Annotated in this window: 25 protein-coding genes and 1 tRNA gene; 2 read left to right on the forward strand and 24 right to left on the reverse strand. The window is 70.5% G+C overall.

The genetic code is table 11. The features are described 5' to 3' along the window. Nucleotides 1-2: 2 nt before the first annotated feature. From J4709_RS21255 to J4709_RS21355, 21 genes are all read right to left on the reverse strand, one after another. Nucleotides 3-491 (reverse strand): Rv1363c family protein, encoded by a 489-nt coding sequence (locus J4709_RS21255; protein WP_208243404.1) that lies wholly within the window; start codon nucleotides 489-491, stop codon nucleotides 3-5. A gap of 10 nt (nucleotides 492-501) precedes the next feature. Beyond that, the gene (locus J4709_RS21260; RefSeq protein WP_208243406.1) at nucleotides 502-1,992 is read right to left on the reverse strand and encodes an MCE family protein; all 1,491 of its coding nucleotides are present in this window, start codon (nucleotides 1,990-1,992) and stop codon (nucleotides 502-504) included. After that, complete coding sequence (locus tag J4709_RS21265) at nucleotides 1,989-3,389, reverse strand: MCE family protein (protein WP_208243408.1); 1,401 nt, start codon at nucleotides 3,387-3,389, stop codon at nucleotides 1,989-1,991. Before J4709_RS21265 ends, J4709_RS21260 begins: the two co-directional genes overlap by 4 nt. After that, a complete protein-coding gene (locus J4709_RS21270; protein WP_307801404.1) occupies nucleotides 3,386-4,681 on the reverse strand; it encodes an MCE family protein in 1,296 nt (431 codons plus the stop codon). Before J4709_RS21270 ends, J4709_RS21265 begins: the two co-directional genes overlap by 4 nt. Nucleotides 4,682-4,696: 15 nt before the next feature. Continuing rightward, nucleotides 4,697-5,773, reverse strand: a complete 1,077-nt coding sequence (locus tag J4709_RS21275; protein ID WP_208243410.1) for an MCE family protein — start codon at nucleotides 5,771-5,773, stop codon at nucleotides 4,697-4,699. Beyond that, the gene (locus tag J4709_RS21280; protein WP_208243413.1) at nucleotides 5,774-6,805 is read right to left on the reverse strand and encodes an MCE family protein; all 1,032 of its coding nucleotides are present in this window, start codon (nucleotides 6,803-6,805) and stop codon (nucleotides 5,774-5,776) included. Further along, the gene (locus tag J4709_RS21285; protein ID WP_232383846.1) at nucleotides 6,802-8,115 is read right to left on the reverse strand and encodes an MCE family protein; all 1,314 of its coding nucleotides are present in this window, start codon (nucleotides 8,113-8,115) and stop codon (nucleotides 6,802-6,804) included. Before J4709_RS21285 ends, J4709_RS21280 begins: the two co-directional genes overlap by 4 nt. A gap of 7 nt (nucleotides 8,116-8,122) precedes the next feature. After that, nucleotides 8,123-8,971 carry an MlaE family ABC transporter permease gene (locus tag J4709_RS21290; protein ID WP_173098552.1) on the reverse strand — a complete coding sequence of 283 codons (849 nt, stop codon included), beginning with the start codon at nucleotides 8,969-8,971 and terminating at the stop codon, nucleotides 8,123-8,125. After that, on the reverse strand, nucleotides 8,971-9,822 hold the full coding sequence (locus J4709_RS21295; protein ID WP_269757363.1) for an MlaE family ABC transporter permease: 852 nt from the start codon (nucleotides 9,820-9,822) through the stop codon (nucleotides 8,971-8,973). The genes J4709_RS21290 and J4709_RS21295 overlap by 1 nt, the downstream gene beginning before the upstream one ends. Beyond that, complete coding sequence (locus tag J4709_RS21300; RefSeq protein WP_307801405.1) at nucleotides 9,822-10,937, reverse strand: ABC transporter ATP-binding protein; 1,116 nt, start codon at nucleotides 10,935-10,937, stop codon at nucleotides 9,822-9,824. Before J4709_RS21300 ends, J4709_RS21295 begins: the two co-directional genes overlap by 1 nt. Before the next feature lie 598 nt (nucleotides 10,938-11,535). Next, complete coding sequence (gene rplL / locus J4709_RS21305) at nucleotides 11,536-11,925, reverse strand: 50S ribosomal protein L7/L12 (protein ID WP_208243416.1); 390 nt, start codon at nucleotides 11,923-11,925, stop codon at nucleotides 11,536-11,538. 57 nt (nucleotides 11,926-11,982) lie between these two features. Continuing rightward, nucleotides 11,983-12,570 carry a 50S ribosomal protein L10 gene (gene rplJ, locus J4709_RS21310; protein WP_208243418.1) on the reverse strand — a complete coding sequence of 196 codons (588 nt, stop codon included), beginning with the start codon at nucleotides 12,568-12,570 and terminating at the stop codon, nucleotides 11,983-11,985. A 328-nt stretch (nucleotides 12,571-12,898) separates the two neighbouring features. After that, the gene (locus J4709_RS21315; protein WP_208243428.1) at nucleotides 12,899-13,783 is read right to left on the reverse strand and encodes an SCO4651 family lipoprotein; all 885 of its coding nucleotides are present in this window, start codon (nucleotides 13,781-13,783) and stop codon (nucleotides 12,899-12,901) included. 123 nt (nucleotides 13,784-13,906) lie between these two features. Next, nucleotides 13,907-14,758, reverse strand: coding sequence for an SCO4651 family lipoprotein (locus J4709_RS21320; RefSeq protein WP_208243440.1), 852 nt, complete (start codon nucleotides 14,756-14,758; stop codon nucleotides 13,907-13,909). Nucleotides 14,759-14,932: 174 nt separating this feature from the next. Beyond that, complete coding sequence (locus J4709_RS21325) at nucleotides 14,933-15,811, reverse strand: hypothetical protein (protein WP_208243442.1); 879 nt, start codon at nucleotides 15,809-15,811, stop codon at nucleotides 14,933-14,935. A gap of 150 nt (nucleotides 15,812-15,961) precedes the next feature. Then, the gene (locus J4709_RS21330; protein ID WP_208243444.1) at nucleotides 15,962-17,479 is read right to left on the reverse strand and encodes a class I adenylate-forming enzyme family protein; all 1,518 of its coding nucleotides are present in this window, start codon (nucleotides 17,477-17,479) and stop codon (nucleotides 15,962-15,964) included. Between the two features lie 167 nt (nucleotides 17,480-17,646). After that, entirely contained in the window at nucleotides 17,647-18,363 is a 717-nt protein-coding gene (rplA, locus tag J4709_RS21335) for a 50S ribosomal protein L1 (RefSeq protein ID WP_208243447.1), read from the reverse strand. A gap of 61 nt (nucleotides 18,364-18,424) precedes the next feature. Continuing rightward, nucleotides 18,425-18,853, reverse strand: a complete 429-nt coding sequence (rplK, locus tag J4709_RS21340; RefSeq protein ID WP_208243449.1) for a 50S ribosomal protein L11 — start codon at nucleotides 18,851-18,853, stop codon at nucleotides 18,425-18,427. Nucleotides 18,854-18,977: 124 nt separating this feature from the next. Continuing rightward, the gene (gene nusG, locus J4709_RS21345; protein ID WP_307801406.1) at nucleotides 18,978-19,901 is read right to left on the reverse strand and encodes a transcription termination/antitermination protein NusG; all 924 of its coding nucleotides are present in this window, start codon (nucleotides 19,899-19,901) and stop codon (nucleotides 18,978-18,980) included. 100 nt (nucleotides 19,902-20,001) lie between these two features. After that, nucleotides 20,002-20,250, reverse strand: coding sequence for a preprotein translocase subunit SecE (gene secE / locus J4709_RS21350; RefSeq protein ID WP_173098542.1), 249 nt, complete (start codon nucleotides 20,248-20,250; stop codon nucleotides 20,002-20,004). Nucleotides 20,251-20,372: 122 nt separating this feature from the next. Further along, nucleotides 20,373-20,445: transfer RNA gene (locus J4709_RS21355), tRNA-Trp, on the reverse strand. Nucleotides 20,446-20,700: 255 nt separating this feature from the next. Between J4709_RS21355 and J4709_RS21360 the strand changes: the two genes are divergently transcribed. Continuing rightward, nucleotides 20,701-21,906, forward strand: a complete 1,206-nt coding sequence (locus J4709_RS21360; protein WP_208243450.1) for a pyridoxal phosphate-dependent aminotransferase — start codon at nucleotides 20,701-20,703, stop codon at nucleotides 21,904-21,906. Between the two features lie 154 nt (nucleotides 21,907-22,060). On the opposite strand, the gene J4709_RS21365 is transcribed toward J4709_RS21360, so the two are convergent. The 3 genes from J4709_RS21365 to J4709_RS21375 all read right to left on the reverse strand — a co-directional run bounded on the left by J4709_RS21365 (nucleotide 22,061) and on the right by J4709_RS21375 (nucleotide 24,411). Further along, nucleotides 22,061-22,813: a hypothetical protein gene (locus J4709_RS21365; protein ID WP_208243453.1), complete on the reverse strand. Its 753-nt coding sequence runs from the start codon at nucleotides 22,811-22,813 to the stop codon at nucleotides 22,061-22,063. Between the two features lie 3 nt (nucleotides 22,814-22,816). After that, on the reverse strand, nucleotides 22,817-23,326 hold the full coding sequence (locus tag J4709_RS21370; protein WP_173098539.1) for a SigE family RNA polymerase sigma factor: 510 nt from the start codon (nucleotides 23,324-23,326) through the stop codon (nucleotides 22,817-22,819). An 80-nt stretch (nucleotides 23,327-23,406) separates the two neighbouring features. After that, on the reverse strand, nucleotides 23,407-24,411 hold the full coding sequence (locus tag J4709_RS21375) for a hypothetical protein (RefSeq protein ID WP_208243455.1): 1,005 nt from the start codon (nucleotides 24,409-24,411) through the stop codon (nucleotides 23,407-23,409). A 212-nt stretch (nucleotides 24,412-24,623) separates the two neighbouring features. Between J4709_RS21375 and J4709_RS21380 the strand changes: the two genes are divergently transcribed. Beyond that, entirely contained in the window at nucleotides 24,624-25,757 is a 1,134-nt protein-coding gene (locus tag J4709_RS21380; RefSeq protein ID WP_208243457.1) for an adenosine deaminase, read from the forward strand. Nucleotides 25,758-25,783 lie beyond the last annotated feature (26 nt).

Below are 25,783 nucleotides of genomic sequence, written 5' to 3' on the forward strand. Positions count from 1 at the left end.
GGTCACGGGACCACCTCCAGGTTGGCGACGAGCCAGCGGTCACCGACCCGGCTGAGCTCCATCAGGTACCGGTAGGCGCGGGGGGCGCCGTCCTTCACCTTCGGGTTGGTGACGGTCCCGTTGAGGGAGACCATCACCTCGGCGGAATCGCCGTCCATGGAGACGACCCCGGCCTCGACCTGGTTGACGGTCGACTTGGCCTGCGTCTGCTTCAGCGTGTCCATCAGGGTCTTGGCCTGGGAGCCGAGCTTGTTCTTCAGGTCGCCGGTGGCGCCGGCCATGATCCGGTCGATGTCCTTCTGGGCGGACGACGAGCTGATCGTCATCAGGTTGACGCCCATCTGGCGGGCCGACTGCGTCGCCTTGGCGCGCTGGTCGGAGGCGTCCTTGCCGTGGTACACGCGGACGGAGTAGACACCGGTGAGGACGGCGAGCGCGACGACGAGCACACCGAGGACGATCGTGGCGATCTGCGGCGAGAGGCGTCTCATCGGCCCCGCCTCACTGGCTCAGGGGTCCGAGCATGAGCCACTTCCACGAGGAATCTCCCAACTCACGGTTGCCGGCGGTCCGCGGCATGACGTACTTCTTGCCGTCCGGGCCGTAGACCGCGCCCGTCGACGGATCGTATCCAGCGAATTCGACTGAATTGGCCGGATACGACAGGTACAGCCGCCCATTCGACAGCTGGCCCGTGGGGGCCGCCGCGGCGGCCGCCTTGCCGTTCGCCGCGCCGTCTCCGGCGCTCTTGCCCTTGCCCTTGCCCTTCGCCTCCGACGAGCCGGAGCCCGAGTCCGAGCCCGTCCCGTACGCGCCGCCCGCGGGGAACCCCGCGCCGGAGGTCGCGCCCGGGGGCAGCTGCGGGACGGGCGTGAGCGCGTCCTTGGGGAAGTTGCGGGCGCCGCGCACGTCGCTGGGCGAGTTGTGCGGGGCCTTGCAGCCGACGTTCAGCGGCGGGTTGCGCAGCGAGGTGTCCTGCGGCCAGCGGTGCTTCACGCCCTCGTAGCCCTTGGTGCACGCGGGCGGCGAGCTGATGTTCAGGTCGAGGCCGAGGTGCTGGGTGCCGTCGCCGGGGGTGACGGTGAACGCGCCCGCCACCTCGACCGGGTAGAGGATGAACAGCGACCGCAGGCCGTTCTGCCGGGACGTGATGACCTGCCCGGTGGTGGACAGGTTCGCCAGCAGCGTCGGCAGCGTCGGGGCCAGCTGGTCGATCGCCTTGTGCGTCTCGTCGACGGCGCCGGGGGCGTTGTCGATCGTCTTGCGCAGCGCCGGGTCGTCCTTGCGCAGCGAGGCGGTGAAGTCGTTGAGGTTGCGGGCGAAGCCGCGGATGTTCGCGGCCTCGCTGCGCTGGGTGTCCAGCACCGTCACGCTGTTGTCGAGCAGCTGCTTGGTGTCCGGGTACGCCTGGTTCGCGGTCTGCAGCAGCCGGTGCGTGTCGTCCAGGATCGACTGCAGGTCGGAGCCGGAGCCGTTGAACGCCCTGTCCAGCTCGTCGACGATCGTGCCGAGGTCCTTGGTGTTCACCGACCCGACGAGCTGGTCGACGTTGCGCAGCAGCTCCTCGGTCCGCACCGGGAGCGAGGTCATGCTCGCCGGGATCGTGTACGCGCCGCCCTCGTCGAGGTAGGGGCCGGTGTTCTTGCTCGGCTCCAGGTCGATGTACTGCTCGCCGACCGCCGACCGGTTCGCGACGACCGCCTTCGTCCCCTCACGCGGGATCCGCTTGCCGCGGTCGAGCTGCAGCTTGACCTTGATGCCGGTCTTGGTGAGCGACATCGGGCCGACCCGGCCGACCGGGACGCCCCGGTAGGTGACCTCGGCGTTGGTGAACACGCCGCCGGAGTCGCTGAGGTCGACGAAGGCGGTGTACTGCTTGCCGAGCACCTGCCGGCCGACGCCGATGTAGTTCACCAGCACGATCGTCACGCCGACGATCGTGATCACCGCGAAGGCGATCAGCTGGATGATGACGCCGCGCTTGAGGATCACCAGAGGCCCCCCATCAGGGTCCGCAGACCGTCGTCGCCCGGGGCCGGGGCCAGCGCGCCGGTCCTGGTGCCGTTGGCGCCGGCGGTGCCGGTCTTCTTGCCGCCCTTGGTCGGCTTCGGCGTCGGGGTGGACGCGCCGGGCAGGCCGGGCAGCCCCGGCAGCCCGCCGGTGCCGCCGCTGCCGCCGGACGACTGCGGCAGCGAGCCGAGCGGCGAGTCGGGCAGGGTCACGTTGGGCACCTGCAGCATGTTGCGCATCTGCTTGCCGCTGCCGATCTGGTTCTCCAGGTCGGTGCCGCCGAGCAGGTTCTGCGCGAGGTCGTTGAAGTCCAGGTCGACGGTGAGCTTCACGTTGCCGTAGTCGCCCTCGATGACGTTGGCGAAGGTCGGCGGGAACGGGAAGGTGATCAGCGACTGCAGCGCGTTCGGCAGGTCGGAGCCGGCCTTGTTCAGGTTGGCGAGGATCTTGTTCAGGTCCTTGAGGTTCGCCACGAAGTTGGCCTGCGACTTGTCGATCACGTCGGTGGTGGTGCGGCTGAGCTTGTTCAGTGCGACGAGCATCTTGGTCAGGTCGGCCCGGTTGCGCTTGAGGATGCCGATCGCCGGGCCGGTCTCGTCGATCGTGTCGGTGATCGTCTTGCGCTCGTCCGACAGCTTGCCGGTGAGCCGGTCGAGGCTGTCCAGCGCCCGGGTGATCGCGGCGCGGTTGGTGTCCAGCGTCCCGGCGAAGGTGTCGACGCGCTGCAGGACGTCGCGGATCGTGCCCTCGCGGCCGCTCATCGCGGCCTGCAGCTCGTGGCTGATCGTGGCGACCTGCTGGATGCCGCCGCCGTTCAGCAGCAGCGACATCGCCGACAGCACCTCTTCGATCTCGGTGCCCTGGCCGGTGCGCGACAGCGGGATCACGTCGCCGGAGCCGAGCCGCCCGGTCGGCGCCTGGTCGCCCGGCGGCGCCAGCTGGACGAACTTCTCGCCGAGCAGGCTCGTCTGGCTGATCGTCGCGCGGGCGTTGTCCGGCAGGTTCACATCGCCGCGGATCTTGACGGTGACGACGGCGTGCCAGCCGGCGCTGCCGCCGGCGAGGTCGACCTTGGTGACCTTGCCGACCGACACGTCGTTGACCTTGACCACCGACTGCGGCACCAGGTCCAGCACGTTCGTGAACTCGATCTTCACGGTGCGGGGGTGGGAGCCGAGGTCGGGGCCGCCGGGCAGCGGCAGCGACGAGACGCCGTTGAACGAGCATCCCGACAGCGCCGTGACGCCCGCGAGGGCGGCGGCGCCGAGCAGCTTCGTCCGCCGCGGCAGCGCCCGGCCCTTGCGCGCCGTGCTCCGCGCTCCGTCCGCCGCCGTGCCGGACGCGGCCTGCGCGGCGCGCCTGCGGGGTGTCCTGGTCATCCGGCACCTCCGGGCAGCAGCGAGGTGATGTTCTTCGGGTCGTGCGAGGTCGCCGTGCCCGTCTTCGCCGTCTTGGTGGTCTTGGCGTTCTTCGGCGTGCCGGTGCTCTTCGACCCGCTCCGTCCGCCGGGCCCGTAGGCGTCCGGCGGAATGGGCACGGGGTCGTAGTGCGTGGTCAGCGCGGTGATCCAGGACAGGTCCAGGCTCACGCCCGCCAGCGCCTTGCCGATGCCGTTGTAGGGCTTCACGAAGTCCAGGCACTGCTTGGCGGGGGTGCCGACCGAGTACGCCAGCGAGCACACCCAGTCCGCCAGGTTGTTGAACTGGCGGAAGTTGTCGCGGGTGTGGATCGTGCCGCTGATCGGGTCGTAGGCGCGGGCCAGGTTGTTGATGGCGAGCGGGCCGGCGGTCAGCACCTCGGCGAGCGCGTCCTTCTCCTTCACCAGCACGCCGGTGACCTGCGCGAGCTGCCGGACGTTCGACGACAGCTCGGTGCGGTTGTCCTTGATGAACGCCTGCACGTTCCGCAGCGTCGGGGCGAGGGTGTTCAGCGCGGCGCTGAGCTCCTCCTTCTCCCCGTCCAGCTGGCCCGACACGCCGTTCAGGTGGGTGCTGAACGAGCGGATCTGCTGGTCGTTGGCCTTCATCGTGTCGGTGATGATCCGCAGGTTCCGGATCGTCGCCGCGACGTCCCCGCGGTCGTTGCTGAGCGTGCTCAGCATCTGCGAGGTGTCGGAGATCGTCTGCCGGATGTCCTCGCCCTGCCCGTCCAGGTTCTGCGCGCCGACCTGCAGCAGCCGCGACAGCGAGCCCTGCTGCTTGTCGGGCGTCGTCGCGTTCGCGCCCTGCGGGCCGAGCGCCTTGGTGAGGTCGTTCAGGCTGCCGCTGACCTGGTCCACCTCGACGGGGACCCGGGTGCGGCCGGTGGTCAGCGTGGCGCCGTCCGCCAGCACGGGCCCGCCGGTGTAGGCGGGGGTGAGCTGGATGTACCGGTCGGCGACCAGGGTCTGGTTGACGATGACGGCCTGGGCGTTGGCCGGGACCTTGTACTTGGCGTCCCACTTCAGCTTGACCTTCACCGCCTCGCCGACCGGCTTGACACTGGTGACCTCGCCGACCGGGATGCCGAGGATGCGGACCTCGGCGCCCTTGTAGAGGCCGACGGTCTTGGTGAAGTAGGCCGTCATGTGCCGCTGCCTGGGTTCCTGCAGGAGCAGGACGAGCGCGGCCGCCAGCACCGCGACGGCGAGGATCGCGCCGCCCAGGCGAAGTATCAACGCGGAGTTACGCACTTAGGACCTGCCTGCTCACGGGAGGAAGGGCAACGGGTTGTTGCCGTTGCTGCCGGTCTGGCCGTTCGGCTTCTTCTGACCGCCGCCCAGCGTCGGGGCGCCCGTCCCGGTTCCCTGGTTCTTCGGGGCGTCCTGGATCGAGGCGGGGATCGGGAGGAGGTTCTGGATGTAGGAGTCGAACCAGCGGCCGGTGCCGACGACGTCGGAGAACTGCCGGGCGTACGGCGCGAACAGCTGGATCGTCCGGTCCAGGTTGTCCTGGTTCTTCAGCAGGATCCGGTTGACCTTGGCGAGGTTGTCCAGCATCGGCTTCAGCTGCGCCTGGTTCTCGCTGATCAGCGCGTTGACCTGCTGCGACAGCGAGACCGTGTTGATCAGCAGCTGGTGGATGACGGCGCGGCGGGCCTGCACGGCCTGCAGCACCTTGTCGCCGTCCTGGACGAGCTTGGCGAAGTCCTGGTTGCGGTCGGCCAGCAGCTGCGAGACGTCCTTGGCCTTGCCGGCCAGCTCGTGCAGCTGGTCGTCGCGGGACGCGACGGTGTTGGACAGCCGGCGCAGCCCCTGCAGGGAGGCCTTCACCTCCGGCGGGGAGTTCTTGAAGGTGTCCGAGAGGGTGTCGAACGACTTGGCGAGCTGCGTCGTGTCGATCTCGTCGACCTTCTGGCTGAGCTCGCTGATCGCCGGGACGACCTCGAACGGGGTGTGCGTGCGATCCAGCGGGATGTTGCGTCCGAGCCGGCCCTTCCCCTGCGGGCTGAGCGCGAGGAAGTGCTGGCCGAGCAGCGTCTTGATCTTGATGTCGGCCTGGGTCCGGTCGCCGAGCTTCACGCCCTTGTCCACCCGGAAGGTGACCTTGACGTGGCCGTGGTCGAGGTCGAGGGCGGTGACCTTGCCGACCTTGACGCCGGCGATCCGGACCTCCTCCCCCGACTTCAGCCCCGCCGCCTCCTTGAACGAGGCGGTGTGGGTGCTGCCGGGGTTGACGAACGGGATGTTGCCGAGGTTCATCGCGAGCACGAGCGCCAGCACGATCACGGCGAACGCGACGAGGGCGATGGGGACCGGGTTGCGCTCCCGGAAGGGGATCCTCATCTACTTGCACCTCGCGTTCTCGTTCACGATCGCCGGCGTCTGGTAGACCGGTCCGCCCGGCAGCCGCACCCGCGCGTCGAGGCCGCAGATGTACATGTTGAACCAGGAGCCGTACTGGGAGATGCTGACCAGCTTCTGCAGCGTCTTCGGCGAGCCCTCCAGGGCCGCGTTCAGCTCCCCGCTGTTGGCGTTGAGCGTGCCGGTGAGCTTCTTCAGCTGCGCGACGTCGCTCTTGATCCCCGGCCGGGACTGCTTGAGCAGGCCCGCGGTCGTCCCGGTCAGCTGGTTGATCGCCGACACCGAGTCGAAGATCGCCTGCCGGTCGCCCGACACCCCGCTGACGAATCCGCGCAGGTCGGTGATCAGCTGCTCGACCTGCTGGTGCCGGTCGTCGATCGTGCCGAGCACGGAGTTCAGGTTGTCGATCACGTCGCCGATCACCTGGTCGCGGTCGGCGAGCGTGTTGGTCAGCGACGCCACGTGCGACAGCAGGCTGTTGACCGTCCCGCCCTCGCCCTGCAGCACCTGGACGATCTGGGTGGCGAGGTTGTTGACGTCCTTCGGCTCCAGCGCCTTGAACAGCGGGTGGAAGCCGTTGAACAGGGCGGTCAGGTCGAGCGCCGGCTGGGTCTGCGCGACCGGGATGGTGCCGCCGGCCTTGAGGTAGTTGTTGGCCTGCCCGGCGCCGTCGCTGAGCGACAGGTACCGCTGCCCCATCAGGTTGCGGTAGCGGATCTGCGCCTGCGTGGACGCCGGCAGGCCCGCCTCGAACACGCCGCCCTTCTGGATGCTGAACGTCACCTGCGCGAGGTTGCCGTGGTAGAGCTTGATGCCCTTGACCTCGCCGACCCGGACGCCCGCGACGCGCACGTCGTCGTTGTCGAGCAGCCCGGTCGCGTCGGTGAAGACCGCCTTGTACTCGCGGGACGGCCCGAACCGGGCATTGGAGATCGTCATCGCCAGCACGCCGGTGGCGAGCGTGGTGAGCACCACGAAGACGCCGAGCTTGATCGCGGCACTGGTCGTCTTCACTTGACGGTCACCACCGATCCGCGCAGCAGCGGCCCGTACATCAGCGACGCCACGTCCGAGACCTGGTCGGACGGGGTCCGCGTCATCGGGCCGACGATGTTCTTGATCTTGTCGGTCTCGCTCATCGAGCCCGGGTCGACGAACACGTCGGAGATCCCGCGGCCGCGCGAGCCGCCGCCACCGCCACCGCCGTTCGGGTCACTCGGGTTCTTCCACCACAGGTCGTCCTGGGTGCCGTCCAGCGCCAGGTAGTCCGGCGAGGGCACCTTCGGGTTCGGCAGCCCGTAGCAGCGCGGGTTGCGCTGGTCCTTGGCCTCGGGCAGGTCCAGCGGGTACTTGTAGCCCGGCCGCGGCTTGACGATCTCGATGGTCAGGTTGAAGGTCTTGGACCCGTTGCCGCCCGCCACCCGCTCGGCCTCCGGCCGCAGCTTCACCAGGCCGGCGAACACGCACGGCAGCGACGGCGAGTACCGCGCGATCAGCGACAGCCCGGCGCGGCTGGCGATGTTCACCCCGACGATCTTCGGTGCGTTCTGCGTCATGAACGCGTCGCCGTCCTGCGCGAGGGCGGTCGTCGCCGGGATCAGCTGCTCGATCGTCGCCTTCTTGTCGGTGATCGTCTTGCTGGTCACGTTGATGTTGCGCAGCGTCTGCAGCAGGTCCGGCGCGGCCTGGTCGTAGATGTCGGCCACGTCGGCGAGGCTGTGCAGGTCGTGCACCAGCGTCGGCAGCTGCGGGTTGATCTTCTTCAGCAGCGCGTCCGCCTCGTCGATGTCCTGCCCGATCTGCTCGCCGCGGCCCTGCAGGGCCGTCGCCAGCGCGTTCAGCGTGGTGTTCAGCTCGGCGGGCTTCACCGCCTGCAGGACGGGCAGCAGGTCGTCCAGCACCTTGTTGATCTCGACGGCCTGCTGGGAGCGGTCCTGCTGGATCGTCTGGCCGGCGCGCAGGCCCTCGGGGCCCGGCTGCTGCGGGACCTCCAGGTCCACGTACTTCTCGCCGAACAGCGTCTTCGGCAGCAGCCGCGCCTGCACGTTGTTCGGGATCTTCTTGGCCTCGCCGGGGTTCAGCGCGAGGTCGAGCGTCGCGCCGCCGGCGGTGACGTGGGTGCCGCGCACCTCGCCGACGATGATGCCGCGGACCTTCACGTCCGCGTGCGGCAGCAGCTGCAGCCCGGCCCGCTCCGTCGCGACCTTCACGTTCGTCACCGGGGTGAACCACTTGTTGTAGAACGCCACGGTCAGCGCCAGCAGCAGCACGATCACCAGGATCATGGACAGCCCGAGCACGCGGTAGCGCATGCGTTCGCTCATGACCCGGTCACCCCGCGATCCGGACGCCGGTGCTGGTGCCCCAGATCGCCATGCCGAGCAGCAGGTCCGCCACGTTGATCACGACGATGCTGGTGCGCACCGCGCGGCCCACCGCGATGCCGACGCCGGCCGGGCCGCCGCTGGCGTTGTAGCCGTAGTAGCAGTGGATCAGCATCACCAGCACCGAGAAGATGATCACCTTGCCGAACGACCAGTAGATGTCGTGCGGTGGCAGGAACAGATGGAAGTAGTGGTCGTAGGTGCCGGACGACTGGCCGTAGAACATCGTCACGATCACCCGCGTCGCGCCGTAGGAGGCCAGGAGGCCCACCACGTACAGCGGGATCACCGCGACCATCCCGGCGATCATCCGGGTGGTGACCAGGAACGGCATCGACGGGACCGCCATCACCTCGAGCGCGTCGATCTCGTCGGAGATCCGCATCGCGCCGAGCTGCGCGGTGAACCCGCAGCCGACCGTCGCCGACAGCGCCAGCGCCGACACCAGCGGCGCGATCTCGCGGGTGTTGAAGTAGGAGGCGATGAAGCCGGTGAACGCGGCGGTGCCGATCTGGTCGAGGGACTCATAGCCCTCCAGGCCGACCTGGCTGCCGGTGAAGAACGTCATGAACCCGACGATCACCACCGAGCCGCCGATCACCGCGAGGCCGCCGGTGCCGAGGCTGACCTCGGCCAGCAGCCGCAGCACCTCGACGCGGTAGCGGCGCAGCACCCGGAACGTCCACGCGAACGCGCGGACGTAGAACGACATCTGGTGGCCGAAGTCGTCCAGCCGGTCCAGGGGCGCGCTGATCGCCCGGTTGACGGCCTTGCCCGCCTTGGTAGGGGCCGCCATCACATGCCCTTCGCCGGGACGAACTGGGTGTACAGCGTCGAGATGATGAAGTTCTCGACGAACAGCAGCATGAAGGTGATGACGACGGTCTGGTTGACCGCGTCGCCGACGCCCTTCGGGCCGCCCTTGGCGTTCAGGCCCTTGTAGGCCGCGACCAGGCCGGCGGTGATGCCGAAGACGAACGCCTTGATCTCCGCCTGCACCAGGTCGGGCAGCTGCGCGATCGCGTTGAACGAGGCGAGGTAGGCGCCCGGCGTGCCGTCCTGCAGCACGACGTTGAAGAAGTAGCCGCCGAGCAGGCCGACCACCGACACCAGGCCGTTCAGGAACAGCGCGACGAACGCGCAGGCGAGGGTGCGCGGCACCACGAGGCGCTGCAGCGGGTTGATCCCGAGCACCTCCATGGCGTCGATCTCCTCGCGGATCTTGCGGGAGCCGATGTCGGCGCACATCGCCGACCCCGCGGCGCCCGCGACCAGCAGCGAGGTGACCAGCGGGCTGGCCTCGCGGACGATCGCGACCACCGCGGTCGCACCGGTGTAGGACTGCGCGCCGAGCTGCCGGATGAGCCCGCCGACCTGCAGCGACAGCACGCCGCCGAACGGGATCGCGACCAGCATGGTCGGGACGACGGTGACGCTGACGATGAACCAGGCCTGCTCGATGAACTCGCGCCACTGGAAGGGCGGGCGGAACAGGGCCCGGCCGGTGTCCAGGCACATGGCGAAGAACCGGCCGGGCTCCCTGACCGCGACGTTGGTCGCGCCGTCACCGATCTTGCGGAGCGTGCCGGAGGAACCTCCGGTCCGCCTGCCCTCTCGCTGGTCCGCGCCGATACCAGGAGTGGACATCAGTACGCCGCACCTCCGGGCGCCCCGGGCGGCGGGTTGCCGGGGAACATGCCGGGCCCGCCCGGGCCGCCGGGCGGCGGGCCCGCGGGCGGCGGCCCGCCCGGGGCCGCCGGTGCGGCGGCGCCGGCGGACATGGACGCCACGTACCGCGGCCACTCCTCCACCCAGTTGCGGCCGAGGTCGTCGATGAACGACCCGGGCGGCGGCTGGACGCCGTGCGCGGCGCACCAGGCGCCGGGGGCGTGCTGGCCGGCCCGCAGCATCCCGTTGCTGGGCATCTGCTGCGGCGGGATGGGGGGCAGCTTGCCGGAGTCCAGGCCCATCTTCGCCTCGGCCTCGAGCTCGGAGGCGTCCTTCTCCTCCGACATCCCGATGGGGCCGATCTTGCTGGCGTTGAGGAACTGCCGGACGACCGGCTCCTCGCTGGACAGCAGCATCTCCCGCGGCCCGAACATCGCCAGGTTCCGCTGGTACAGCAGGCCGATGTTGTCGGGGATGGTGCGGGCGGTGTTGATGTCGTGGGTGACGATCAGGAACGTCGCGTTCAGCTGCGCGTTCAGGTCGATGAACACCTGGTTCAGGAACGCGGTGCGGACCGGGTCGAGGCCGGAGTCCGGCTCGTCGATCAGCAGGATCTCGGGGTCCAGGACCAGCGCGCGGGCGAGCCCGGCGCGCTTCTTCATTCCGCCGGAGATCTCGCCGGGAAGCTTGTACTCGGCGCCGAGGAGGCCGACCATCTCCATCTTCTCGAGGACGATGCGCTTGACCTCGGACTCGGACTTCTTGGTGTGCTCGCGCAGCGGGAAGGCGATGTTGTCGAAGAGGTTCATCGAGCCGAACAGCGCGCCGTCCTGGAACAGCACGCCGAACAGCTTGCGGGTCTCGTAGAGCTGCGACTCGGGCAGGTAGGGAAGGTCCTTGTCGCCGATCCAGATGTGCCCGCGGTTCGGCTTGAGCAGCCCGACGAGGGACTTCAGGAAGACCGACTTGCCGGTACCGGACGGGCCCAGAAGAACGGAGATCTCACCTGCGGGAATGGTCAGCGACACGTCCTGCCAGATCACCTGGCGGCCGAAGGACTTGGTCAGGCCCTCGACTCTGATCTCGACGCCCACTCGTCACCTTTCGTCCAGGCCGGGGGGAATCCCGAACCAATGAGCGAGTAGCACTCTGGCTCTTGTCTGCCCGTCACACCTCGTGTCCGTCTCGTTGCTACCGCCCGGTAGCCGTGACGGGTGCCACCACCGTAGCGGCCCCCCGTCCAAATGGAAGGGGTTCCGCCCCAGATCAGCGGCAAAATCCGACGTCGTAAGACAATCGTTACTTACGGGCCCTATGAGACTAGTGGTCCAAGAACCGGCGCCTCAAGCCAGGGGTACTGGTGGCGCGCTGGAGCCGCCGGCCGGGAGCGGGGCGGCCGGGTGTGGCCACAGCGTCAGAACGGGACGCTACGCCGCCCGCCGAGTACCGCACAACCCGCCCCGGCACACGCTTTTCACCAGCTCTTTATCACTACCCCACAGGAAACACACCCGGAACCGCGGCCCCGTTGCGGCTCCGCGACAACCCGCCGCGACCGCCCCGGGCGGCCCGTCGCGCAGGACGCGCTTTCGAGCCCGGGCATGCGAAAAGGCGGCCGCCCCACCCGCAGGTGGGACGGCCGCCTCGAAGAGCAGCGGAGCCGCGAAGCCCCGGGACGCTCCGGGAGAAGCCTTACTTGACGGTGACCGTCGCGCCGGCCTTCTCCAGGGCCTCCTTGGCCTTGTCGGCCGTCTCCTTGTTGACCTTCTCGAGCAGCGGCTTCGGCGCGCCGTCGACCAGGTCCTTGGCCTCCTTGAGGCCGAGGCTCGTCAGCGTGCGAACCTCCTTGATGACCTGGATCTTCTTGTCGCCGGCACCCTCGAGGATGACGTCGAACTCGTCCTGCGCGGCGGCCTCCTCGCCACCGCCGGCGCCGGGCGCCGGGGCGGCGGCCACGGCCGCGACGGGCGCGGCGGCCTTGACGTCGAAGACCTCCTCGAACTTCTTCACGAAGTCGGACAGCTCCAGGAGGGTCATCTCCTTGAAGGTGTCGAGCAGGTCGTCGGTGCTGAGCTTCGCCATGATGTTTCCTCCGCTATGGCTTAACGATCTGGGGTGTTACGGGGAACCGCGGGTTGCCTACTCGGCGGGAGCCTCGTCGGCGGCCTCGGCGGCCGGCGCGTCGGCGGGGGCGTCGGCGGTCTCGCCGGCGGCCTCGCGCTTGGCGCGCAGCGCCTCGGCGAGCTGGGCGGCCTGCGTCGGCAGGGCGTTGAAGAGCGCGGCCGCGTTGGCCATGGAGCCCTTCATCGCACCGGCCAGCTTGGCCAGCAGGACCTCGCGGGACTCGAGGTCCGCGAGCCTGGTGATCTCCGCGGCGTCCATCGACTTGCCGTCGATGAAGCCGCCCTTGATCACCAGCAGCGGGTTGGCCTTGGCGAAGTCACGCAGGCCCTTGGCGGCCTCGACCACGTCGCCCCGGACGAACGCGATGGCCGACGGGCCTTCGAGCAGCTCGCGGAACTGCTCGTCGACACCGGCCTCGTTCGCGGCGCGCTTGGTCAGCGTGTTCTTCACCACGGCGAACTTCGCGTTCTCGCCGAGGTTGGTGCGCAGCTCCTTGAGCTGCGCCACCGTCAGCCCGCGGTACTCGGTCAGCACGGCGCCGCTGGAGCTCTCGAACTCGCTCTTGAGCTCGGCTACCGCCGCGGCCTTTTCGGCCTTGGCCATGTGGCCTCCTTCCGATTACCTGGGTGGTCACGATCCGCGCCCGGCCCTCGCGGGACGGGCGCCGATCCACCAAAAAACGCCCCGGCGCAGGTGTGCACGGGGCGTCTTGCCAGGCCCGGGAAGGCCAAGCGGAAGGCTCACGTCGCACCTACGCAGGCCGCCCGAACGGATCGGGACCTTCGGCCGTCCCTCGCGGAACGGCGACCGGCGGTCTTCGGCAGACAACAGAGTACGGTCTGTCCCGCGGTTAGGCCAAATCCGGGGACCATGGCGATGGGACCGCGCCCATGTGCGGCGCGGTCCCATCAATGCACGTGGGAGATGAGGGTCAGGCGCCCGGGGTGAGGCCGGTGCCCATGCCCTTCAGCAGTGCGCTGAAGTCGGTGACCTCGCTCGCCGGCGGCGCGCTGATCTGCACCGGCTTGCCGAAGTCGTGGTAGGTGGACGTGACCGTCATCGCGCCGGCGGCCGACTGGTCGGTCTTCATCGTCATCTTGCGGGGCAGCTGCTGCCCGTCGACCCACAGGTCGAAGTGCATGTCGCCGTTCATGCCGGACTTCGCCAGGCTCTTCTCGTACGCCTGGCGCTGGTCGGGCGACAGCTTGGCGACCGCGTCCGACAGCCGGTAGGTGCCGGTGTAGTGCGTGGTCTGGACGCCGTCCACCGTCTCCTTGCCGACCTCGCGGGCGTCCTTGGACGCCGTCAGCATCTTGGTGTTGCTCACCGGGTCCATCTGCTGGGACTGCTGGAGCAGCTGGTCCATGTTCATGCCGGACTGCTTGCCGATCTCGTCCAGCGACATCTTCACCCAGGTCTTGGCGGACGCGCCGCCGCCGAGCTGCGACAGCTGCGGGATCTTCACGTAGATCGTCCGGCCGACCAGGACCTCCTTCATGCCGGCCATCGACTTGCCGCCGACCGACATGCTGCCGAAGTCCATGCTGAACGCCAGGTCGGGCTTGGTCCGGTACTGCATCGTCCCGGACATGTTGATGGCGCCGGCGGCCGAGCCGCTCGACGTCATCGACATGTCGGCCTGGAAGGAGTCGATCTGCCCGGTCTTGCTGGCCGTCTTGCCGAGCGCCTCCGCGGCGGTCAGCTTGATGTTCTTGCCGGCCTCGTCCACCTTGTTCCCGGCGTCGCCGAGACAGCCGGTCAGCGCGAGGGCGAGGCCGGCGGCGACCGCCGTGCCCGCGGCGAAACGTCGGATCATGAGGGACACTCCTCGGTCTGCGTCGTGGAGCCCGGACGCTCGGGCCGGACCCTGTATGAGACGCAGGGGAGACTAGCGGGGTTCACTCTGTCCCGTGATGTCCGGTGTGACCTGTGCGCCGGGTCAGTGCCCGCCGAGCAGCGAGCCCAGCGACAGGGTGCCGACCTGGTCCGAGGGCGGCGGGTTCACCCCGAACGACTTGCCGTAGTCGCTGTAGAGCACCGTCACCGAGCCGTTGTCGCCCTGCTTGTCGGTCGCCTTGGACACCAGCTTGCGCGGCAGGTTCTTGCCGTCCGTCCACAGGTCGAAGTTGATCTTGCCGTTGGCGTGGTCCTTCGGCAGCCAGCCGTCGACCTTCGCACGGGTCTGGGCGTCGAGGCGGCTCAGCGCGTCCTGGACGGTGACCGTGCCGGCGTAGTGGACGGTCTTGACGCCGTCGATCGTCTCGGTGCCGACCCGGTGCGCGTCCTTGGAGCCGGTGAACATCTTCGTCTGCTCGGCCGGGTTGACCTTCTCCACCTGGTTCACCAGGTTCTGCACGTCGAAGCCGGTGCGCTGGGACACCTGGTTCACGTCGATCTTCACCCACGGCTTGCCCCCGCTGACGAACTGCGCGAGCTGCGGCACCTTCGCGTAGAGGGTGTTGTCGGTGAAGATCGCCTGGCCCTTGGCGCCCGGCACGGTCTGCCCGTTGCGGGTCACGTCGTCGAGCTGCGCGCTGAACTTCAGCGTCGGCTTGAGCCGGAACTGCCCCGTCGCGTGGATCTTGCCCGACTCCGACCCGGACCCGGTGACGGTCAGGTCGGCCTTGAAGGTGTCCGACCCTGCCGTCTGCTGCGACGATTTCAGCAGCGCCTCGTTGGCGCTCAGCTTCATGTTCGCGTTCGAGCCCGACCCGTCCCCGTTGCATCCGGACAGGAGGAGCGCGGCGCCCACGGCGGTCCCTCCGGCGGCCACTACCAGTCGTCGGTTCATGAGGATTCGGCCTCCCTTGTCGCCCTGCTGGTATCCCCAGTGTGTCGGGACGCTAACGGCGCTACATCCCCCGGTGGTACGAACGGGTCCCCGGCCGGTACGACCATCGGCGTACCCCGCGCATGGCCGAACGGACGTCCTCCAGAGCGCGCGCGGCGACCGTTTCGCGGGACGTCAGCGGTAGGAGCCGAACGTCATGGAGCCGTCGAACGTGCCGTCGGGCGTGTTCGCGGACAGCCCGATCGACGCCGGCCGGTCCTGCTTGCCGGACCACAGGTCGAGCGAGACGCCGGCGCCGTCCGGGATCACCTTGCGGATCTCGTCCGCCGACTCCTTCGGCAGCAGGCCGTACACGCTGCCCATCAGCGCCTGCGCGAGGTAGTGGCTGCGGCCGTTCGCGTCAGGGCCGGTCACGACGTTCCCGGGCACGCCGCGGATGATGTAGGTGAACTGCCGCGGGTCGGACCCGCTCCGCAGCTTCTCCAGCTGCGCGGCGCTGAGCTTGGACTTCGTCCACTTCGACCCGTCGAAGCCGGACAGCGTGGCGCCGCTGACGATCACCTTCTGGGTGATCTCGCTGAGCGTGCCGCCCTTCATCGTGTGCGTGACGCCGACCGCGTTCATCGAGAACGACGGCCACAGCTTGATCGTCGCCGTCTCGGACGCCTGCTTGTAGTCGCCGGCCGTCCCGAACGTCACCTTCACGCTCGTCTTGCGGACGAACGACCGCAGCTCGGGGCCGGGCTTCGGCGACGGGTTCGCGGCGGTGCCGCCCGGGCCGCCGGTGCGGCCGCCCGGCGTGCCGGTCCCCGCGCCGCCGCCGGTCCCGGTGCCCGAGCCCGGCGCGCCGGAGGCGGACGGGGTCACCGCGCCCGACGCGGCGCTGTTCGGGTTCGCGGGGTCCGCCTGCGCCAGCTGCGCGCTCGGCAGCGTGTCACCCGAGTCGTTCGACGACATGACGCCGGTCTTCACCGCCATCAGGATCGCGGTGGGGACGACGGCCACGGCCGTGACGGCGGAGACGGCGATGATCCGGTCGGTTCGGCGCTTCACAGGGACGATTCAACACCAAGCACACCAATCGCCACAAAACAATCAGTCCAATAGGTCTGTCCTGTTGCGGTCAGTGGATGCGGTATCTCGCAGGTCAGCGGCATAATCGGGCGCCCGCCGCAGCCCCCGGTGGAGCGCCGGGTACCGGCGTCAGGCCAGGCGGTCCCGGAGCACGGACTTGCGGATCTTCCCGGTGCCGGTGCGCGGCAGCGCGTCGACGTACTCGATCCGCCGCGGCGTCTTGAACCCGGCCAGCCGCGCCCGGCACGCGCCGATCAGCTCCTCGTCCGCCGGCCGCTCGCCGTCCGGCACGATCACCGCGCACACCGTCTGGCCCCAGCGCGGATCCGGCAGCCCCACCACGGCGACCTCGCCGACGCCCGGGACCGTGCGCAGCACGTCCTCCACCTCGCGCGACGAGACGTTCTCGCCGCCGGTGACGATCACGTCCTTGAGGCGGTCCACCAGGTAGAGGTAGCCGTCCGCGTCGACGCGGCCGACGTCGCCGGTGCGGAACCAGTCCCCCGCGAACGCCTCCGCGGTCGCCTCCGGATCGTCCCAGTATCCGGGCGTCACCTGCGCGCCCCGCACGACGACCTCCCCGACCGTCCCCGGCGGGACCGGCGCCCCGCCCTCACCGATCACGCCGATCTCGACGCCGTCCGCGGGACGCCCCGCCGACGCGGCCAGCTCGGGCCTGGACGCGATCGCGGTGCGGTGGTCGTCCGGCGACAGGAACGTCGCGTTTCCCGACAGCTCCGTCATGCCGAAGCCCTGATTCAGGTCGCAACCCAGCACGTCGTGGACGCGGCGCAGCAGCGGAACCGGCATCGGCGCCGACCCGTACGACACCACCCGAAGCGCGCCGCGCAGCACTTCCAGCGCCGCCGGACCGTCCGCCAGGTGCGCGAGCAGATCCTCGATCATCGTCGGGGCCAGCGACACGTTCGTGACGCCGTGCCGTCGCGCCGCCTCCACCAGGTCCGCCGGACGGAACCGGCGCATCACCACCGCATGCCGCCCGAACAGGTGATGCAGCATCACCTGGTAGCCAGCCACATGGCACAACGGGAACGGCGTGCAGAACACGTCACCGGGACGGACCGGCCGCCCCGACGCCGACACCCCGAGGCCCGCGAGCAGGCTCCCGTGCGTCAGCCGCACCCCCTTGGGGCGGCCCGTCGTCCCGCTGGTGTACATCAGCCACGCGACCTTGTCCGGCCCGGACGCAGCGCCGGGCGGGCGCGCGGGCGCGTCCCACGGCAGGTCGGAGATGGGGACGAGCGGAGGATGGCCGGCGCCGAGCTCCCCCTCGTCCGCGAGCCTGCCGAGCAGGTCCGGCTCACCGAGGACGAGCGACACGCCGCTGCGCGCGATCTGGTCCGCCCACTCGCGCGGATGCAGCCGCTGGTTGAGCGGCACCAGGACCCGGCCGTCCCGCGGAACCCCGTAGTACGCGGCCACGTACTCCAGCCGGTTGTGCGCCAGCAGCGCCACCCGCGCCCCGGTCGGGCACCGCTCCCCCAGATGGGCGCTCAGCGCGTCCGTCCGCGCGCGCAGCTCCCGGAACGTCCATGTCGTGCCGTCCACCGACAGCGCCGGAGCGTCCGGGGCGGCCTCCGCCGCGGTGTCGAGCACGTCGTACAGCCGGCGCGGCGATCCGCCCATCACGCCCCTCTCCTCGGCATCCGGCGACGCAATCTACCGGCCGGACGCTCCCGCCCGGCCGGCTCGCGCCCGCTCAGCGGAACGGACCCCGGAAACGCGGCAGGGCGCCTCCCGAAGGAGACGCCCTGCCGTCATGCCCGTTTCACGCGCCGGGCGGGAAGCCCGGATCAGGCCTCGTCGAGCTCCGCGGTGAGGTTGCGGACCGCGTTCGGGTCGACGGGGATGCTCGGCCCCATCGAGGTCGTCAGCGCGGCCTTCTTCACGTACCGGCCCTTCGCCGCGGACGGCTTGAGCCGCTGGATCTCCTCGACCGCCGCCGCGTAGTTCTCCACCAGCTGGCGCTCGTCGAACGACGCCTTGCCGATGATGAAGTGCAGGTTCGCGTGCCGGTCGACCCGGAACTCGATCTTGCCGCCCTTGATGTCGGTGACGGCCTTGGCCACGTCCATCGTCACGGTGCCGGTCTTCGGGTTCGGCATCAGGCCGCGCGGGCCGAGCACCCGCCCGAGCCGGCCGACCTTGCCCATCTGGTCCGGCGTCGCCACGACCGCGTCGAACTCCAGGAAACCGCCCTGGATCCGCTCGATCATGTCGTCCGACCCGACCAGGTCGGCGCCGGCCTCGCGGGCCTCCTCGGCCTTCGCGCCGCCCGCGAACACCAGCACGCGGGCCGTCTTGCCGGTGCCGTGCGGCAGGTTGACGGTGCCGCGCACCATCTGGTCCGCCTTGCGCGGGTCGACACCGAGCCGCAGCGCGACCTCGACGGTCGCGTCGAACTTGGTGACGGAGGTCTCCCTGGCCAGCTTGACGGCCTCGACCGGGCTGTACAGCCGGTCCCGGTCGATCTTCTCGGCCGCCGCGCGGTAGCCCTTGCTGCGCTTCATGCTCGTTCCTCCAAGGAACTCGTGGTACGGGCCGCGCCCGGCCCTGCCACTGGGTGGTGAACTACTTGACCTCGATGCCCATCGACCGGGCGGTGCCCGCGACGATCTTCTCCGCGGCCGCCAGGTCCTTGGCGTTGAGGTCGGGCATCTTGGTCGTGGCGATCTCGCGGATCTGGTCCGCGGTGACCGAGCCGACCTTGGTCTTGTGCGGCTCGCCGCTGCCCTTCTCCACACCGGCGGCCTTCAGGATCAGCTGCGCGGCGGGCGGGGTCTTGGTGACGAACGTGAACGACCGGTCCTCGTAGATGGTGATCTCTACGGGGATGACGTTGCCGCGCTGGGACTCCGTCGCAGCGTTGTACTGCTTGCAGAAGTCCATGATGTTGACGCCGTGCGGGCCGAGTGCGGTACCGACCGGCGGCGCCGGCGTCGCGGCGCCCGCGTTGAGCTGCACCTTGACGAGCGCGGCGATCTTCTTCTTCGGAGGCATGCAAACCCCTATGTCCCGTTTGATGTGGACCCCGACTCCCGCTCGGCGGGCAACACGGCGGCGGGACTCGTCCGCCGTGTAGGGATCACCGGAAACTCATGCCCCGCTCGCGCGGGGAGGTACGTCAGATCTTGGAGACCTGGTTGAAGCTCAGCTCGACCGGGGTCTCCCGGCCGAAGATCGAGACCAGCACCTTGAGCTTCTGCTGCTCGGCGTTGATCTCGTTGACGGTCGCGGGGAGGGTGGCGAACGGGCCGTCCATGACGGTGACCGACTCGCCGACCTCGAAGTCGACGGTGGCGGCGACCTTGGCCTGCTCCTTGGCCTTGGTGACGCCCTCCTCCGGCTCGGGCGCCAGCAGGTTGGCGACCTCGTCCAGGCTCAGCGGGGACGGCTTGTTCAGCAGGCCGACGAACCCGGTCACGCCCGGCGTGTTGCGGACCGCGGCCCACGACTCGTCGGTCAGCTCCATCCGGACGAGGATGTAGCCCGGCAGGACCTTCTCGTTGACCTTCTGCCGCTTGCCGCCCTTGATCTCGGTCACCTCGTGCTGGGGGACCTCGATCTGGAAGATGTAGTCCTCCATGTTGAGGGTCTGGGTGCGGGTCTCGATGTTGGTCTTGACCCGGTTCTCGTACCCCGCGTAGGAGTGCACGACGTACCAGTCGCCCGGCTGGAGGCGGAGCTGCATCTTGAAGTCGGCGTACGGGTCGGCGGGCGGCTCGGCCGCGGCCTCCTCGTCCTCTTCACCCTCGTCGCCGGACTCCTCCGACTCGCCCTCCTCGGCGGCGGGCACGTCGGCGGCGTCCGTGCCCTCGACGGCTTCCGCGCCCTCGACGGCCTCGGCGAGGTCGGCGGCGTCCGCGGCGGCGCCGGGCGCGACGCCCTCGCCCTCGAGCTTCTCGTCCGCGGGCTCGGCCTCGCCGGCGGCGACGGCGGCCTCGGCCGCGTCCTCGGCGGGCTCGGCCGCCTGGCCGGCCGCAGCAGCCGCGGCGGACTGGGCCTCGTCAACGGCCTCGTCGTAGGGCGGCTGTGAGGGCTCGGACACGGTGACTCTCTCTCCGGACGGTGTGCGGTGATGGATTTACGGTGCTGCCTTGCGGGTGGTGCCGCCGGGCCGGGCGCGACGGTCGCCGCGCGCGCCGGTCTCAGCCGAAGATCTTGTAGATCCCCTGCTGCAGTCCGTAGTCGAACCCGGACACGATCGCGACCATGATCAGCACGAACACCAGCGACACGGTGGTGTAGGTGACCAGCTCACGGCGGGTCGGCCAGATGACCTTGCGCAGCTCGGCGATGACCTGGCGCACGAACAGCGCCGGGGTGGTCCGCTTGGGGGCGGACTTCCCCTTGCCTTCGTCCTTGGCCGCGGCCTCGCCGCGCGTCTCAGTCGCCATTGCCGCCGTTCACCTCATAGGTCGTGTTCCAACCACCCAGTGGTTGTCGCGCGAACCCGCGTCGCGGGACGCCACGGCGGGCGCCGTGGCGCGGCCGGCACCGGTGCGCGCACCGCACCTCGCAGGGCAGGAGGGACTCGAACCCCCAACCGCCGGTTTTGGAGACCGGAGCTCTACCAATTGAGCCACTGCCCTTCATTCTCCGGTTAAGGAGAACACCCGGCCGCGGGACCGGGTCGGTGCCGTGCCCCAGCTTACGACCTCTTGGGGATGCCCGTGTGCGGACAGGGTCGTATACCGGTGACGCGTCACTAGGGAGGTGAGTCTACGTCGCCGAGCGCCCCGCGTCGAACCGGATCCCGCGGAACGCCGCGCCGCCGCGGCGAAGGCCGTCCCACCGGCGCTGATATATCGCTCTGGTCATGGCCTCGCTTCTGTAACGATAGGGATATGAGCATCGACCGTCCTCGCATCTCCAAGCGCATCGCCGCGATATCCGAGTCCGCAACGCTGGCCGTGGACGCCAAGGCCAAGGCCCTGAAGGCGGCGGGCCGCCCGGTCATCGGCTTCGGCGCGGGCGAGCCCGACTTCCCGACCCCGGACTACATCGTCGAGGCGGCGGTGACCGCCTGCCGGGTGCCGCGCTTCCACAAGTACACGCCGGCGGGCGGGCTGCCCGAGCTGCGCGCCGCCATCGCCGAGAAGACCGAGCGGGACTCCGGCTACAAGGTGGACGCCTCGCAGGTCCTGGTGACCAACGGCGGCAAGCAGGCGGTGTACGAGGCGTTCGCGGCGCTGCTGGACCCGGGCGACGAGGTGCTCGTCCCGACCCCCTACTGGACGACCTACCCCGAGTCGATCAAGCTGGCGGGCGGCGTCCCGGTGGACGTCGTCGCCGACGAGACCACCGGCTACAAGGTGAGCGTCGAGCAGCTGGAGTCGGCCCGCACCGACCGGACGAAGGTGCTGCTGTTCGTCTCGCCGTCCAACCCGACGGGCGCGGTCTACTCGCGTGACGAGATCGAGGCGATCGGCCGCTGGGCCGACGAGCACGGCCTCTGGGTCATCACCGACGAGATCTACGAGCACCTGGTGTACGGCGGCGCCGAGTTCCACTCGATGCCCGTCGTCGTGCCGGAGCTGGCCGACCGCACGCTGGTGCTGAACGGCGTGGCGAAGACGTACGCGATGACCGGCTGGCGGGTGGGCTGGCTGATCGGCCCCGCGGACGTGGTGAAGGCCGCCGCGAACATGCAGTCGCACGCGACGTCGAACGTGGCGAACGTCTCGCAGGCCGCGGCGCTCGCCGCGGTGACCGGCGACCTGTCGGCGGTGGCGGAGATGCGCAAGGCGTTCGACCGGCGCCGCCAGACGATCGTGAAGATGCTGAACGAGATCCCCGGCGTCGTCTGCCCGGAGCCGGAGGGCGCGTTCTACGCCTACCCGTCGGTGAAGGCGCTGCTCGGCAAGGAGATCCGCGGCTGGCGCCCGGAGACGTCGGTGGAGCTGGCGTCGCTGATCCTGGAGGAGGCCGAGGTCGCGCTGGTGCCCGGCGAGGCGTTCGGCACCCCCGGCTACTTCCGCCTCTCCTACGCCCTCGGCGACGACGACCTCGTCGAAGGCGTCTCCCGCGTGGCGAAGCTCCTCTCCGAGTAGTCCAGGGAGCCCCGGCGAGCGGGGGCTGAGGCTTGAATGGGGACGGCCCCGAGGCTTTCGCCTCGGGGCCGTCCCCATTCAAGGACGCTCCGGCGGGGGGGTGTCCTGGCGGCCCCTCTCCGCCATTCGAGGACGTCCCCGCCGGAGCGTGGTCTCAGGGGCGGACGCCTTCGGCGATGCGCATGAGCTGCTCCTTCGCGGTGCCGCCGGCGGTGACGGTGACGCCGGTGCCGGGTTTGGCGATCCAGGAGACCTGGCGTCCGGAGCCGGGGCGGTCGCCGGTGAGGGCGGGCATGCCGCGGACGGTGGTGCGGCGCGGGACACCGCCGGGGGCGAGGTCGGCCAGGCCGACGCCGCCGGCCTTGACCAGGGCGATCTGCACCCAGCCGGCCGTCCCGCCCCATTTGCAGGTGGTGGTGCGGTGCGCGGGGTCGCCGGTGACGGTGCAGGGCCCGGCGGCGGTGAGGCCGCCCGGCAGGTAGGTGACCCAGTGCGGGAGCTTCACGGTGGCGCCGGGGCCGCCGGGCCGGTCGTCCCCGCCGCCGTCGGCGCCGCCGGTCTTCGGATGCGCGGACGGCTTCGGCGTGGTTCCCGCCTCGGGCCTCCCCTCAGGCGACGGGGACGCGGGGAGGCCCGAGGCGGGCCGCCGTTCCGGCTGCTCGAGGATCGCGGGCCCGCCCGTGGGGCGGGAGGTCGCGGAGTCCCCGGCAGGTGTGGCCCGGAACGACTGGTAGGTGGGCACCAGGGCGAGGGCGGCGACGGACGCGGCGGCGACGCCGACGGTGGCGCGGATCCGGTTCGTGCGGCGCCGGTGGCGGCGCCGCACGTCGGCCACGAGCGAGGACGGCGCGGCCGTCCCGGCCACCTGCTCGGCCATGGCCGCGCGCAGTTCGCTCTCCAGGTCCATCGTTCAGCTCCCCAGTGGCGCCAGGTTCGCGCCGAGTCGCTCCCGGAGCCTGGCGAGTCCCCGGGAGGCTTGGCTCTTGACGGTGCCGACCGAGCAGCCGAGCACCCGCGCGGTCTCCGCCTCCGAGAGGTCCTCCCAGAAGCGCAGCACGAGCACCGCCCGCTGCCGGGCGCCGAGTCTGCGCAGTTCGTCCATGAGCGTCCCCCTCAGCTCGACGGCGTGGGTGCCCGAGTGCGCGGGCGTCTCGGGCGGCCTCTCCATGTGGATCTCCCGCAGCACCTTCCACCGCCGGGACCGGCTGATCACCAGGTTGACCAGGATCCGGCGGACGTAGGGCTCGGGATCGGTGTCGGCGTCCAGCCGTCCCCAGTGCCGGTACGCCTTCTCCAGCGCGGTCTGCAGGATGTCCTCGGCGTCCTGCCGGGCACCGCACATCAGCGAGGCGGTGCGCAGCAGGGCATCGCCGCGTTCCGCCACGAACTCAACGAACGACTCGTCGTCTCGACGCCCCACTGTGCTCCGTCCGGGTGGAGGGGATCCCGCGTCCTGGGCGGACGGCCCCGCGCCTGGCCGTCCGCCCGGGTCTTGTCGTGCTAGTGCGCCCGCCGCAGTGCGGTGGCGATGTCCTGCGGCCCGCCGGTGAGGACGGGGCTGCCGTTCACGAACAGCGAGGAGCCGTTCGGGTCGAACACCAGGACGCCGCTGCCGTGCGGTCCCTGGTAGGCGGCGACGCCGTCGACGGTGAGCGGGGTGCCGCCCTCGGGGAGCCGCAGGGCCTGCCGGAGCTGATTCTGCGTCATTCCGGCGGGGGTCTTCAGGGTTTCGACGGTGAGCCACCGGCCGGCCTTGCCGGTCCACTTCTGGGTGACGGCGCAGATGTTGAGCTTCTTGAGGTCGGCGGCGCCGGGGGTGGCGGAGGTGTACTTGAGGCCCTTGGCCAGCATGACGGTCTTCTCGACGGGCCCGCCGATCTTCACGGCGGGGGCGAGGGTGCGGCAGTCGAGGGCGGGCACGCCGGGCAGCGCGGGCTTGCCGGGGACGCCGCGCGCGGACGGCTTGGCGGCCGGGGCGCCGGTCTTGGGCAGGGTCCTGGTGGACGGCAGGCAGGTCGGCAGGTTCGCCGGGGGCGACGGGACCGCGGTCGGCGTGCCGGGGGCGACGACGCCGGGGACGCCGGGGTTCGGGACGGCGACCGTGGGCTTGGCGGCGTCGGCCTTCTTCTTGACGGCGCCGGCCTCCTTGCGCAGCTGCTCCGTCGTGGGCGGCTTCCCGGTCTTCGGGACGCCGGCGGTGGGCAGGTCGCCCGTCTTCGGCAGCTCACCCGTCTTCGGCAGCTTCCCGGTCTTCGGCAGCTTCCCGGTCTTCGGGAGCTCGCCCGTCTTCGGCAGCTTGCCGTTCTTGGGCAGCCGGGCCGCGGGCAGGCAGGTCGGCGCGGTCTTCGGCGCGTCGACGACCCGGTGCGCGGCGGGCAGCTTCGACTCGCCGGACTGGAGGTCCGCGTTCTGGTGGGAGCCGGTCATGGCCCACGTGGCGCCGCCGCCCACGGCCACGGTCCCGATGGCGCCCGCCGCGATCAGTGCGGCCTTCAGCGTGATCATCGTGTGTGTCCCTCTCTGCCCGTTCGAATGCTTTCGCCTTCTGCGCCCCTCGTATACGCACGACCACGGAGCGGGGTTGCACGCGGTTCCCAAGTTTTTTCGGTGATGTCCACGGGCGGGCATGGCCGCCGGGTGCCATGCGGGGTAGTCCGGTGTGGTGATCCTGGTGGGGCGGGGGTTCGACGCGGCGCGCGATCCGGCAACATTGGTCCATGGAGGCCCGTACCGTGTCACCCCGCCCGGCCCATGACCGTTCCGTTCAGGACGGCGTGGAACCGGCCCGCCCCGAGCCCGCCGCCCCGCGGCCCGGCTCCGACCGTCCGGACGTGGCCCTGCTCCCGAAGGCGCACCTGCATCTGCACTTCACCGGCTCGATGCGGCATTCGACGCTGGTGGAGCTGGCCGCCGAGCACGGCGTCCACCTGCCGGACGCCCTGGTCGAGGACTGGCCGCCGAAGCTGCGCGCGACCGACGAGCGCGGCTGGTTCCGGTTCCAGCGGCTGTACGACATCGCCCGGTCCGTCCTGCGGACGCCGGACGACCTGCGGCGGCTGCTGCGGGAGACGGCGGAGGACGAGGCGGCGGAGGGGTCGGGCTGGCTGGAGATCCAGGTCGACCCGAGCGGGTACGCGGCGAAGTTCGGCGGCCTGACGCCGACGGTGGAGCTGGTGCTGGACGCGGCGCGGGAGGCGGGCGAGGCGGCGGGGATCGGGATCGGCGTGGTGATCGCCGCGAACCGTACCCGGCATCCGCTGGACGCCAAGACGCTGGCGCGGCTGGCCGTCCGCTACACCGGGCAGGGCGTGGTCGGGTTCGGGCTGTCGAACGACGAGCGGCGCGGCCGGGCCTACGACTTCGAGGGGGCGTTCCGGATCGCCAAGCGGGGCGGGCTGCTGTCGGATCCGCACGGCGGCGAGCTGCTCGGCCCGGCGAGCGTCCGGGAGTGCCTGGAGGCGCTGGACGCCGACCGGATCGGGCACGGCGTGCGGGCGGTGGAGGACCCGCGGCTGCTGGAGCGGATCGTGGACCGGGGCGTGACGCTGGAGGTGTGCCCAGCGTCCAACGTGAGCCTCGGGGTGGCGGCGACGCCGGAGGAGGTCCCGGTGCGGCGGCTGTTCGAGGCGGGCGCGCGGATCGCGCTGGGCGCCGACGACCCGCTGCTGTTCGGGTCGCGGCTGGCCCGCCAGTACGACCTCGTCCGCGACGTGCACGGCTTCTCCGACGCGGAACTGGCGGAGCTGGCTCGCCAGTCGGTGCGCGGTTCCGCCGCCCCCGACGACATCCGCAAACGCCTCCTCGACGGCATCGACGCCTGGGTTCACGCCGGCGCGGCGGGCCCCCGCTGAGGGACGGCCCGCCGCGACGTTGCGCG

Origin of the sequence: Actinomadura violacea (assembly GCF_017573465.1) — a bacterium.
Taxonomy (GTDB): domain Bacteria; phylum Actinomycetota; class Actinomycetes; order Streptosporangiales; family Streptosporangiaceae; genus Spirillospora; species Spirillospora violacea.

Bases quoted from the DNA above. Each gene is read 5' to 3' on its own strand.
- J4709_RS21360 (WP_208243450.1), top strand. From the start codon at position 20,701: ATGAGCATCGACCGTCCTCGCATCTCCAAGCGCATCGCCGCGATATCC.
- rplA (WP_208243447.1), bottom strand. From the start codon at position 18,363: ATGAAGCGCAGCAAGGGCTACCGCGCGGCGGCCGAGAAGATCGACCGG.
- J4709_RS21380 (WP_208243457.1), top strand. From the start codon at position 24,624: ATGGAGGCCCGTACCGTGTCACCCCGCCCGGCCCATGACCGTTCCGTT.
- J4709_RS21315 (WP_208243428.1), bottom strand. From the start codon at position 13,783: ATGATCCGACGTTTCGCCGCGGGCACGGCGGTCGCCGCCGGCCTCGCC.
- J4709_RS21295 (WP_269757363.1), bottom strand. From the start codon at position 9,822: ATGTCCACTCCTGGTATCGGCGCGGACCAGCGAGAGGGCAGGCGGACC.
- J4709_RS21320 (WP_208243440.1), bottom strand. From the start codon at position 14,758: ATGAACCGACGACTGGTAGTGGCCGCCGGAGGGACCGCCGTGGGCGCC.
- J4709_RS21285 (WP_232383846.1), bottom strand. From the start codon at position 8,115: ATGAGCGAACGCATGCGCTACCGCGTGCTCGGGCTGTCCATGATCCTG.
- J4709_RS21330 (WP_208243444.1), bottom strand. From the start codon at position 17,479: ATGGGCGGATCGCCGCGCCGGCTGTACGACGTGCTCGACACCGCGGCG.
- rplJ (WP_208243418.1), bottom strand. From the start codon at position 12,570: ATGGCCAAGGCCGAAAAGGCCGCGGCGGTAGCCGAGCTCAAGAGCGAG.
- J4709_RS21265 (WP_208243408.1), bottom strand. From the start codon at position 3,389: ATGACCAGGACACCCCGCAGGCGCGCCGCGCAGGCCGCGTCCGGCACG.
- rplK (WP_208243449.1), bottom strand. From the start codon at position 18,853: ATGCCTCCGAAGAAGAAGATCGCCGCGCTCGTCAAGGTGCAGCTCAAC.
- J4709_RS21255 (WP_208243404.1), bottom strand. From the start codon at position 491: ATGAGACGCCTCTCGCCGCAGATCGCCACGATCGTCCTCGGTGTGCTC.
- J4709_RS21275 (WP_208243410.1), bottom strand. From the start codon at position 5,773: ATGAGGATCCCCTTCCGGGAGCGCAACCCGGTCCCCATCGCCCTCGTC.
- J4709_RS21290 (WP_173098552.1), bottom strand. From the start codon at position 8,971: ATGGCGGCCCCTACCAAGGCGGGCAAGGCCGTCAACCGGGCGATCAGC.
- secE (WP_173098542.1), bottom strand. From the start codon at position 20,250: ATGGCGACTGAGACGCGCGGCGAGGCCGCGGCCAAGGACGAAGGCAAG.
- rplL (WP_208243416.1), bottom strand. From the start codon at position 11,925: ATGGCGAAGCTCAGCACCGACGACCTGCTCGACACCTTCAAGGAGATG.
- J4709_RS21375 (WP_208243455.1), bottom strand. From the start codon at position 24,411: ATGATCACGCTGAAGGCCGCACTGATCGCGGCGGGCGCCATCGGGACC.
- J4709_RS21365 (WP_208243453.1), bottom strand. From the start codon at position 22,813: ATGGACCTGGAGAGCGAACTGCGCGCGGCCATGGCCGAGCAGGTGGCC.